The organism is Mycobacterium sp. E802, from assembly GCF_001666875.1.
Taxonomy (GTDB): Bacteria; Actinomycetota; Actinomycetes; order Mycobacteriales; family Mycobacteriaceae; genus Mycobacterium.
In genome coordinates this window covers 1-9,312 of sequence record NZ_LZJD01000194.1, presented here as the reverse complement: position 1 = coordinate 9,312, position 9,312 = coordinate 1, and the positions used below count along the sequence as shown (strand labels likewise).

General features: G+C 66.2%; 10 protein-coding genes. 6 read left to right on the top strand and 4 right to left on the bottom strand.

Going from position 1 to position 9,312, the window contains the following annotated elements; genetic code table 11:
• Window positions 1-174 precede the first annotated feature (174 nt).
• Both A5699_RS27850 and A5699_RS27845 read right to left on the bottom strand, forming a co-directional pair.
• On the bottom strand, window positions 175-672 hold the full coding sequence (locus A5699_RS27850; RefSeq protein WP_067777077.1) for a methylated-DNA--[protein]-cysteine S-methyltransferase: 498 nt from the start codon (window positions 670-672) through the stop codon (window positions 175-177).
• A complete protein-coding gene (locus tag A5699_RS27845; RefSeq protein ID WP_067777074.1) occupies window positions 669-2,162 on the bottom strand; it encodes a DNA-3-methyladenine glycosylase 2 family protein in 1,494 nt (497 codons plus the stop codon). Before A5699_RS27845 ends, A5699_RS27850 begins: the two co-directional genes overlap by 4 nt.
• Before the next feature lie 86 nt (window positions 2,163-2,248).
• Between A5699_RS27845 and glsA the strand changes: the two genes are divergently transcribed.
• On the top strand, window positions 2,249-3,529 hold the full coding sequence (glsA, locus tag A5699_RS27840) for a glutaminase A (protein WP_067777071.1): 1,281 nt from the start codon (window positions 2,249-2,251) through the stop codon (window positions 3,527-3,529).
• Here glsA and A5699_RS27835 read toward each other — a convergent pair.
• Entirely contained in the window at window positions 3,526-5,133 is a 1,608-nt protein-coding gene (locus A5699_RS27835) for an adenylate/guanylate cyclase domain-containing protein (protein WP_067777068.1), read from the bottom strand. The genes glsA and A5699_RS27835 overlap by 4 nt on opposite strands.
• Window positions 5,134-5,179: 46 nt before the next feature.
• On the opposite strand from A5699_RS27835, the gene nucS reads away from it, so the two are divergent.
• Window positions 5,180-5,866: an endonuclease NucS gene (nucS, locus tag A5699_RS27830; protein WP_067777080.1), complete on the top strand. Its 687-nt coding sequence runs from the start codon at window positions 5,180-5,182 to the stop codon at window positions 5,864-5,866.
• Window positions 5,863-6,150 carry a hypothetical protein gene (locus A5699_RS30110; protein ID WP_231965865.1) on the top strand — a complete coding sequence of 96 codons (288 nt, stop codon included), beginning with the start codon at window positions 5,863-5,865 and terminating at the stop codon, window positions 6,148-6,150. The genes nucS and A5699_RS30110 overlap by 4 nt, the downstream gene beginning before the upstream one ends.
• A 10-nt stretch (window positions 6,151-6,160) precedes the next feature.
• Here the strand turns inward: A5699_RS30110 and mce are convergent, their stop codons facing one another.
• Complete coding sequence (gene mce / locus A5699_RS27820; protein ID WP_067777062.1) at window positions 6,161-6,637, bottom strand: methylmalonyl-CoA epimerase; 477 nt, start codon at window positions 6,635-6,637, stop codon at window positions 6,161-6,163.
• Between the two features lie 83 nt (window positions 6,638-6,720).
• Between mce and A5699_RS27815 the strand changes: the two genes are divergently transcribed.
• Genes A5699_RS27815 through A5699_RS27805 form a run of 3 tightly spaced genes read left to right on the top strand, consistent with a single transcriptional unit; the run spans window position 6,721 to window position 9,255 of the window.
• Window positions 6,721-7,899, top strand: a complete 1,179-nt coding sequence (locus tag A5699_RS27815; RefSeq protein ID WP_067777058.1) for an acetyl-CoA C-acetyltransferase — start codon at window positions 6,721-6,723, stop codon at window positions 7,897-7,899.
• 56 nt (window positions 7,900-7,955) lie between these two features.
• Window positions 7,956-8,330 carry a DUF3817 domain-containing protein gene (locus A5699_RS27810; RefSeq protein ID WP_067777055.1) on the top strand — a complete coding sequence of 125 codons (375 nt, stop codon included), beginning with the start codon at window positions 7,956-7,958 and terminating at the stop codon, window positions 8,328-8,330.
• A gap of 13 nt (window positions 8,331-8,343) precedes the next feature.
• Window positions 8,344-9,255: a tetratricopeptide repeat protein gene (locus tag A5699_RS27805; RefSeq protein ID WP_067777052.1), complete on the top strand. Its 912-nt coding sequence runs from the start codon at window positions 8,344-8,346 to the stop codon at window positions 9,253-9,255.
• The last annotated feature ends 57 nt before the right edge of the window (window positions 9,256-9,312 follow it).

The following is a 9,312-nucleotide window of genomic DNA, read 5'->3' as shown; positions in this document are numbered from 1 at the left end:
CGGAAGCTAAGCCTGCCAGCGCCGATGATACTACCCACACGGGTGGAAAAGTAGGACACCGCCGAACACAAATTAAGTCCCGAGCCCTCCAATTTCGATTGGAGGGCTCGGGCATTTTTGTATGTGTGGACATTTTCAATTTGGTCCGAGACCAGAATTGAAAATGTCCCTTTCTCAATTGAAGAGAGCCGGCGTCGTACGGCTTTTCTCCAATGCCAACAATGTTCGTTTCCGGTCCAATCCGCCGCCGTATCCGGTGAGGCTGCCGTTCGCGCCGATGACTCGATGGCACGGCACGATGATTCCGATCGGATTGTGTCCGTTTGCCAGGCCGACCGCGCGCGACGCCCCGGGGGAACCGATTTGTCGGGCGATCTCACCGTAAGAGCAGGTCTGGCCGTAGGGAATCGTCCGCAGAGCCGCCCACACCCGACGCTGAAAGTCGGTGCCCACCATGTCGAGTTCCAGATCGAATTCGGTACGTTCGCCGGCGAAGTAGGCGGCCAGCTGGTCGACAGCGTCGGAAAAGACGGTGTCGTCGACCTCCCAACCTGCGCGGCTCGGTTCGTAGGTCTGATCGACCATGCGCAGATGCATGAGCCGTCCATCGCGGCCGGCCAAGGTCAGCGGGCCGACCGGACTGTCCACGGTGCGGCATTGCAGCGTCGTCATGACTTCTCCTGTTGATTGTGTGGGGGCCAGTCGTTCACCGCGTGGTCCAGTGTGGTCCACAGGTGTTGCGTCGCATACGCGCGCCACGGTCTCCATCGGGTGCTGTGTGCGATCAGCTCCTCGGCAGGCAGCCCGAGGTGACCGGCCGCGGCGCGGACCCCGAGATCCGTGGCGGGGAATGCGTCGGGATCTCCGAGGCCACGCATGGCGATCACCTCGGTTGTCCACGGGCCCACCCCGGGAAGCGCGAGCAACTGTTCGCGTGCCCGGTCCCAGTCGCAGCCGGGATCGAGGACCAGGTCACCATCGGCGATCGCGTGGATCAGTGCGGCCACCGTGCGCCTTCGGGCCGCCGGCATGGCCAGATGCGCGGGATCGAGATCGGCAAGATCGGTGACGCTCGGAAACACGTGCGTCAGGCCACCGCCCTCGTCGCCGATTGCGGTTCCATAGCCGGCGACGAGCCGGCCCACATGGGTACTCGCGGCCTTGATCGACACTTGCTGACCGATCACCACCCGCAGTGCCAGTTCGGATTCGTCGACCGTGCGGGGAACGCGTTGTCCCGGTGCCTTGTCCACCACCGCGGCCAGTGTCGAATCCGCTTGCAGCGCCTCCACCACGGCCTCGGGATCGGCATCGAGGTCGAGCAGGCGGCGACACCGCGCGATGGCGGCCGAGAGGTCGCGGAAGTCGTCGAGGACCAGCTGGCAGCGGACATGGTCGGGTTGAGGCGTCAGGCCGACGACGCCGGGGCCGTGTGGCAACCGTAGGGTGCGCCGGAACTGGCCGTCACGCACCTCCTCCAGACCCGGCACGGCGCTGGCCGCCAGATGGCCGAACAGCCCTTCGTATGCGAAGGGAGTCCGTACCGGCAGACGCAACGACAACACTCCGGGGGTGGCTGAGGAGTCGGCCGCGAACCGGCTGCGAGACCTGGCCCTCAGCTGGGTCGGCGTCAAGTCGCACACCGCCCGCACCGTGTCGTTGAATTGTCGGATACTGGCGAACCCCGCGGCGAAGGCCACGTCAGAGAACGGCAATTCGGTGGTCTCGATCAGCACCCGGGCGGTCTGCGTGCGTTGGGCGCGGGCCAACGCCAGGGGGTTGGCGCCCAACTCCGCCTGCATGATGCGTTGCAATTGCCGGCTCGTGTAGCCGACCCGGGCGGCCAGCCCCGTCACTCCCTCGCGATCCACGGTGCCATCGGCGATCAACCGCATACAGCGGGCGACCACGTCGGTACGGACGTTCCACTCCGGGGATCCGGGCGAAGCGTCGGGGCGACAGCGTTTGCAGGCCCGGAACCCGGCTGCCTGAGCGGCGGCCGCCGTCGGGTAGAACCGCAGGTTGCGGGCGAACGGTGGGCGTACCGGACAGCTGGGACGGCAATAGATGCCCGTCGTGAGCACGGCGGTGACGAACCAGCCGTCGAACCGGGCGTCCTTGGACTGCACTGCCCGATAACAGCGGTCGAAATCCTCGTGCATGGCTCCACGATGGCACGCGCGCCACCACATCACTAGCGGAAAACCGACATCGTAGTGGGAGGCGGGTCGCGGATAGACTGCAACGCGTGGCTGAACTGGTGCAGCGCTACCTGGACCAGATTCGTGCCGACCAGATCGACCGACGCGACGGCGCCCTGGCAAGCTACATCCCCGAGCTGGCCAACGTCGACCCCGAGGGCTTCGGGCTGAGCTTGTCCTCCTCGGACGGCTACGTCTACGAATCCGGCGACACCGCACGCCAATTCACGATTCAGTCGATCTCCAAGCCGTTCACCTACGCATTGGCCTTGGACCAGATCGGTCAGCAAGCGGTCGACGCGCGGATCGGTGTCGAACCGTCCGGCGAGGCGTTCAACGAGATCAGCGTCGACGACGTCACGAAGACGCCGAAGAACCCGATGATCAATGCCGGTGCGATCGCGGCGGTTTCACTGATCCCCGGCGTCGACGCGGATGAACGGTTCGACCGCATCCTCGAGTTCTACTCGATGTGTGCCGGGCGCCGCCTCGACGTCGACATGGACGTGTACGCCTCAGAGAAGGTGACGGGCAACCGCAATCGGGCAATCGCCTACATGTTGACGAGTTTCGGCGTGCTCGACGGTGACCCGGACGAGGTTCTCGACGTGTATTTCCGGCAGTGCTCGGTGAAAGTGACGAGTACCGACCTGGCCCGGATGGCCGCCACGCTGGCCCGCGGCGGGCTCAACCCGCTGACCGGCCGGCGCGTCGCCGATGCGGACGTCGTCCGGCGCACGCTCAGCGTGATGGTGACCTGCGGCATGTATGAGGCGACAGGTGACTGGGTGAGTGCGGTCGGCATGCCCGCCAAAAGCGGTGTCGGCGGCGGAATCGTGGCCGTGCTGCCCGGCCAACTCGGCATCGGTGTCTACTCGCCGCGGCTGGACTCCCGCGGCAACAGCGTGCGTGGTGTCGAAGTCTGCCGAAACCTGTCCGCACAGCTGGGATTGCATTTCCTGACCGTCAGTAGGGAGTCCTCGGCGACGCTGCGGGCCGTCTCCGACGTGAGCCCCGGCATCCGGGTGTACGAGGTCCAGGGCGACCTGTTGTTCGCCGGGGCCGAGCAGGTGCTGCGCACGGCTGAGCACGAGTGCGACGAGTACGAAGTTGCCGTGCTCGACGTCACCGCGGTCGACGACATCGACGATGCCGCGCGCGGCATGCTCACCGGGATGCGAGCGAGCCTCAGTGTCGCCGGCAAGGAGGCCTACCTCGTCGACCCCGAAGGCCGCGTGGTACCTGTCGACCGACGCGAGGACTACAACGGCATCGTGTTCAACACGGTCGAGGAGGCGGTCGACGCCGCTCGCCGGCTCGGCAGCTAGACCGGCACCGCCACCCGGGTCGGCTCGCTCAGCCCCCGCAGCGTCACCGATTCACCCAGTGTCCAACGAGCCCTTTCGGATTCGGACGCATTGGCGAGGGTGTCGGATGAGGCCACCAGGTGTCCGGGGACCTGCTTGGAGAAATCGCACAGACGTGAGGCCTCGTTGACCGGTTCGCCGATCACGGTGTACTCGAACCGTTGTTTGGCGCCGACGTTGCCCGCCACGACCTGTCCGGCCGCCACCCCGATGCCTGCCTTGAGTTCGGGCACTTCCGCCCGCAACCGTCGTGCGATCGCCCGGGCCGCCGCCAGGGCCTCGTCCTCGGCGTTGTCCAGGGACACGGGTGCGCCGAACACCGCGAGGATCGCGTCACCTTCGAACTTGTTGACCAGGCCGCGATGATTGTCGATCTCGTCGACGATGACCGCGAAGAACCGGTTGAGCAGGTCGACCACTTCGACCGCGCGGCGCGTGGCCACGAGCTGGGTGGAGCCGATGACGTCGACGAAAATCACTGCGGCGTGGCGTTCTTCGCCGCCGAGGACGGGTTTCTCCTGCTCGGCCAGCGCGGCGACCTCACGCCCGACGTGGCGGCCGAACAGGTCGCGAACGCGTTCGCGTTCGCGCAGGCCGTGCACCATCGAGTTGAATCCGCGTTGCAGCTGGCCGAGTTCGGTGCCGTCGAACACCACGAGATTGGTCTGCAGATCACCTTCCTCGACGCGGTTGAGGGCCGCACGCACCACGCGGATCGGGGTTGCGGTCAGATAGGACAGGATCCACATCAGCAGAAAGCCGAATACCAACGCGAACGAGCCGAGACCGATGACGGCATAGGCGAATTGGGTCTGGGTGAGGTTGTTCAGCGTCACGGAGAACATCGCGGCCAGCATGATGCCCACGATGGGTACGCCCGAGGAAAGGGCCCACACCACCATGGTGCGGCCCATGATGCCCGGAGCCAGCCGGACCGGCGGCGGGCCGGCCTCCAGCGCCTGCGCGGCCACCGGACGCAGGGCGAACTCGGTGAACAGGTGGCAGCTGACCGACACCACGATGCCGGGAAAGCTGATGCCCAGCAAGAACTTCGGAATGTAGTTGGTGTCGACAAGCCCGGCCAGTGTGGTCAGCAGCGCAGTACCCAGGCCCCACAGGACCAGCAGCACGCGGGTGAGTCGAAACGGGGCGAAGAACGTGTTCCGCTGATCCGCGACCGTGGGTGGGCGTTCCTCGATCGCCCAGCGCACGTTGTCGATCACCCGGGTGGTCGCCCAGAACACCCCGACGATCAACGCCGCGGCCATGTAGATCGGGGCAACGACGAAGGTGATCCAGCGGACCTGCGGATCGAACACATCCGGCGACGGGAACAGAACGGTGACGATGAACATCGAGATACCGATGCCGAGCAGGTTCACCGCGACGACGAAGGTCGTCAGGATCGTCTGGATACGCACCCGGCGCCGGCGTTGGCTCTCCGATACCCGCCCCAGTACCCACGATCCATATTCCGGGGTGGTGGCCGGAATCCGGCTGTTCTGCCGGGTCACACCCTCAAGGACGCGGCCCAGGCGGCGTGCCAGCGATTTGTCGGAGTTCATTGTGGCGTCAGCCTAGTTTGTCGCGCGTGCCCTTAAGGTGGATCGGGTGCGCCTCGTGATTGCCCAGTGCACCGTCGACTACGTCGGGCGGCTGACCGCCCATCTTCCATCGGCCCGCCGGCTGTTGTTGTTCAAGTCCGACGGATCCGTCAGTGTCCACGCCGACGATCGCGCGTATAAGCCGCTGAACTGGATGAGTCCGCCGTGCTGGCTCAAAGAGGAGGCCGTAGAGGACCTAGCCGGTGGTTCCGCTGTTGTCTGGGTGGTCGAGAACAAGGCCGGTGAGCAGCTTCGCATCACGGTCGAGGACGTCGAGCACGATTCGAGTCATGAGCTGGGTGTCGATCCCGGGTTGGTGAAGGACGGCGTGGAGGCACACCTGCAGGCACTGCTGGCCGAGCATGTCGAGCTGCTGGGGGCCGGTTACACCTTGGTGCGCCGGGAGTACCCGACCGCGATCGGCCCGGTGGATCTGATGTGCCGGGACGAGTTGGGACGGTCGGTGGCTGTCGAGATCAAGCGCCGGGGCGAGATCGACGGGGTGGAACAGCTGACGCGTTACCTCGAGTTGCTCAACCGCGATACGGTGCTGGCTCCGGTGGCCGGGGTGTTCGCCGCCCAGCAGATCAAACCGCAAGCCCGCACGCTGGCCACTGACCGTGGGATTCGTTGCGTGACTTTGGATTACGACCAGATGCGGGGCATGGACAGCGACGAATACCGGTTGTTCTGATGCGTCGTCGTCGGCCTCGCGAACACCGACGGTTGGCACCCTTGCCGCCGGCCCGTCGCGTCGAGACCGGCCCTGACGGCTATGAGTACGAAGTGCGGACGGTGGCCGCGTCGCGGGCGGTGAAGGTTTACCGGTGTCCCGGTTGTGACCATGAGATCCGCGTGGCCACAGCGCACGTGGTGGTGCTGCCGATCGACGTCGGCGACGTGGATGACCGCAGACACTGGCATACGGCCTGCTGGGCGAATCGAACCAATCGCGGCCCGACGAGGAAGTGGTCTTGAGCGGCTGAGCTCAGTGCTCGGAATCGGCGGCCGGCTCGACCAGCTCGATCAGCACCCCGCCGGCATCCTTGGGGTGGATGAAGTTGATCCGCGAGTTGGCCGTGCCCTTGCGCGGGGCTTCGTAGAGCAGCCGCACACCCTGGTTGCGCAGACGCTCGGACAGCGCATCGATGTCGCTGGTCCGGTAGGCCAGCTGCTGCAGGCCGGGGCCATTGCGGTCGATGAACTTGGCGATCGTCGACTTCTCGTCCAGCGGCGCCAGCAGCTGAATCTGGGCACTGCCCTTGGGCGCACCGCGCACCGACAGCATCGCCTCGCGGACGCCCTGCTCTTCGTTGATCTCCTCGTGCAGAACGATCATGCCGAGGTTGTCGTGGTACCACTTGGCGGCGGCGTCCAGATCGGGGACCGCGATGCCGACGTGATCAATCGCCGTCACCAGCGCGGAAGCGAGTGCGGGGCGGGCATCGGCCTGATCAGCGGTCATAACGTAACGGTAACCTCAAACCTGAACGTTTGCGTATGTGTGATCGCCCACACAGCACTTGGACCAGGCCTTGGAGGTAAGAAATGACCACGTCGGTAATCGTTGCTGGAGCGCGTACTCCGGTCGGCAAGTTGATGGGCTCTTTGAAGGATTTTTCCGGCAGTGACCTGGGCGCGATCGCCATCCGGGGCGCTCTGGAGAAGGCCAAGGTCGATGCTTCGCTGGTGGACTACGTGATCATGGGTCAGGTGCTGACCGCAGGCGCCGGCCAGATGCCCGCCCGCCAGTCCGCTGTGGCCGCCGGAATCGGCTGGGACGTGCCCGCGCTGTCCATCAACAAGATGTGCCTGTCGGGCATCGACGCGATCGCGCTGGCCGATCAGCTCATCCGGGCCGGTGAGTTCGAGGTCGTCGTCGCCGGTGGTCAGGAGTCGATGAGCCAGGCCCCGCACCTGCTGCCCAAGAGCCGCGAGGGCTACAAGTACGGCGACGTGACCGTGCTCGACCACCTGGCCTACGACGGTCTGCATGACGTCTTCACCGACCAGCCGATGGGCGCGCTCACCGAGCAGCGCAACGACGTCGACAAGTTCACCCGCGCCGAGCAGGACGAGTTCGCCGCCCAGTCGCACCAGAAGGCCGCCGCGGCGTGGAAGGACGGGGTGTACGCCGACGAGGTGGTGCCGGTGTCGATCCCGCAGCGCAAGGGCGACCCGATCGAGTTCGCCGAGGACGAGGGCATCCGGGCCAACACCACGGCCGAATCGCTGGGTGGCCTGCGTCCGGCCTTCCGCAAGGACGGCACCATCACCGCCGGCTCGTCGTCGCAGATCTCCGACGGTGCGGCCGCGGTTGTCGTGATGAGCAAGGCCAAGGCACAGGAGCTGGGCCTGGACTGGCTGTGTGAGATCGGCGCGCACGGTGTGGTCGCCGGTCCGGACTCCACGCTGCAGAGCCAGCCCGCCAACGCGATCAAGAAGGCCGTCGAGCGTGAGGGCATCAGCGTCGACCAGCTGGACATCCTCGAGATCAACGAGGCGTTCGCCGCGGTGTCGCTGGCCTCCACCAAGGAGTTGGGTGTCGACCCGGCCAAGGTCAACGTGAACGGCGGCGCGATTGCCATCGGTCACCCGATCGGCATGTCCGGCGCCCGCATCACGCTGCATGCGGCACTGGAGCTCGCGCGCAAGGGGTCGGGCTATGCCGTCGCCGCGCTTTGTGGCGCTGGTGGCCAGGGCGATGCGCTGATTCTGCGTCGTTGACAGCAACTCAACGACGCTCTGTAGTAGCTGGCCGGCGGATCGGGCACAATGGCGCCATGACAAGCTCTTTTGACTTGCGCTCGATCCCCGGCTGGTTCCGCCTGATCGCCCTTGCCGAGGCCGTCAGCTGGGCCGGTCTGCTGGTCGGGATGTATTTCAAGTACCTCGGCAATCCCCGCACCGAGATCGGCGTGAAGGTGTTCGGTCCGATCCACGGCGGCATCTTCATCGCGTTCGTGGTGGCGGCGGTGCTGGTCGGGGTCGCCCATAAGTGGGGCATAGTCACCTGGATTCTGGCGTTGCTGGCCAGCATTGTGCCGCTGGGCAGTGTGATCTTCGTCATGTGGGCCGATCGGACTCAACGGCTGGGTGCGCCCGACGGGCGCGCGTTGGTGGCCCAACCAGGCGAGGCCGTCCCGGAATCGACGTGACAGACTTGTTGACGTGACTCGTCCACGTCCTTCCGTCGGCCCGGCGCTGGCCGGCGCGGTTGATCTCTCGGCACTCAAGCAGCGGCCCACGACAGCGGGTGACAGCCCGAGTGCGCCCGGTGGCGCGAGCGCCACGGAGGTCACCGAAGTCAACTTCGAAGCCGAGGTTCTGGTCCGCTCGGGCCAGGTTCCGGTGGTGGTGCTGTTGTGGTCACCGCGCAGCGATTCCAGCGTTGCCCTGGGCGACGCCCTGGCCGGCCTGGCGGCTGCGGATGGCGGCACGTGGTCCCTGGCGTTGGTGAACGTCGACACCACGCCGCGGGTCGCGCAGATGTTCGGCATCCAAGGCGTACCGACCGTGGTCGCACTTGCCGGCGGCCAACCGATCGCGAGCTTCGAAGGCGCACAACCGGCCGATCAGCTCCGTCGCTGGGTCGATTCGCTGCTCGAGGCCACGCGCGGAAAGTTGTCCGGCGCCGGTGACGACGAGGCCGAGCAGGTCGATCCTGAATTGGCCGCCGCCCGGGCTCATCTGGACGAGGGCAACTTCGCCGCAGCGCTGGCCGCGTACCAGGCGATTCTCGATGCTCAGCCCAATCACGCCGAGGCCAAGGGCGCTGTGCGGCAGATCGCGTTTCTGGAGCGCGCCAGCGCGCTGCAGGGCCCGGACGCCGTGGCTGCGGCATTGGCCGCGGCCGACGACGCGCCCGACGATGTCGACGCCGCTTTCGCCGCTGCCGATGCCGAGATCCTGGCTCAGCAGCCGGCGTCGGCGTTCAACCGGCTCATCGCCCTGGTGAAGCGCACCGCCGGGGACGAGCGCACCAAGGTTCGGACGCGGCTCATCGAGTTGTTCGAGTTGTTCGATCCGGCCGACCCCGAGGTGGTTGCCGGCCGACGCAACCTCGCCAACGCGCTGTACTGACCCCTTCGCCGAACAGACACAAACCCGTACTTTTTCGCCGGAAAAGGTACGGGTTTG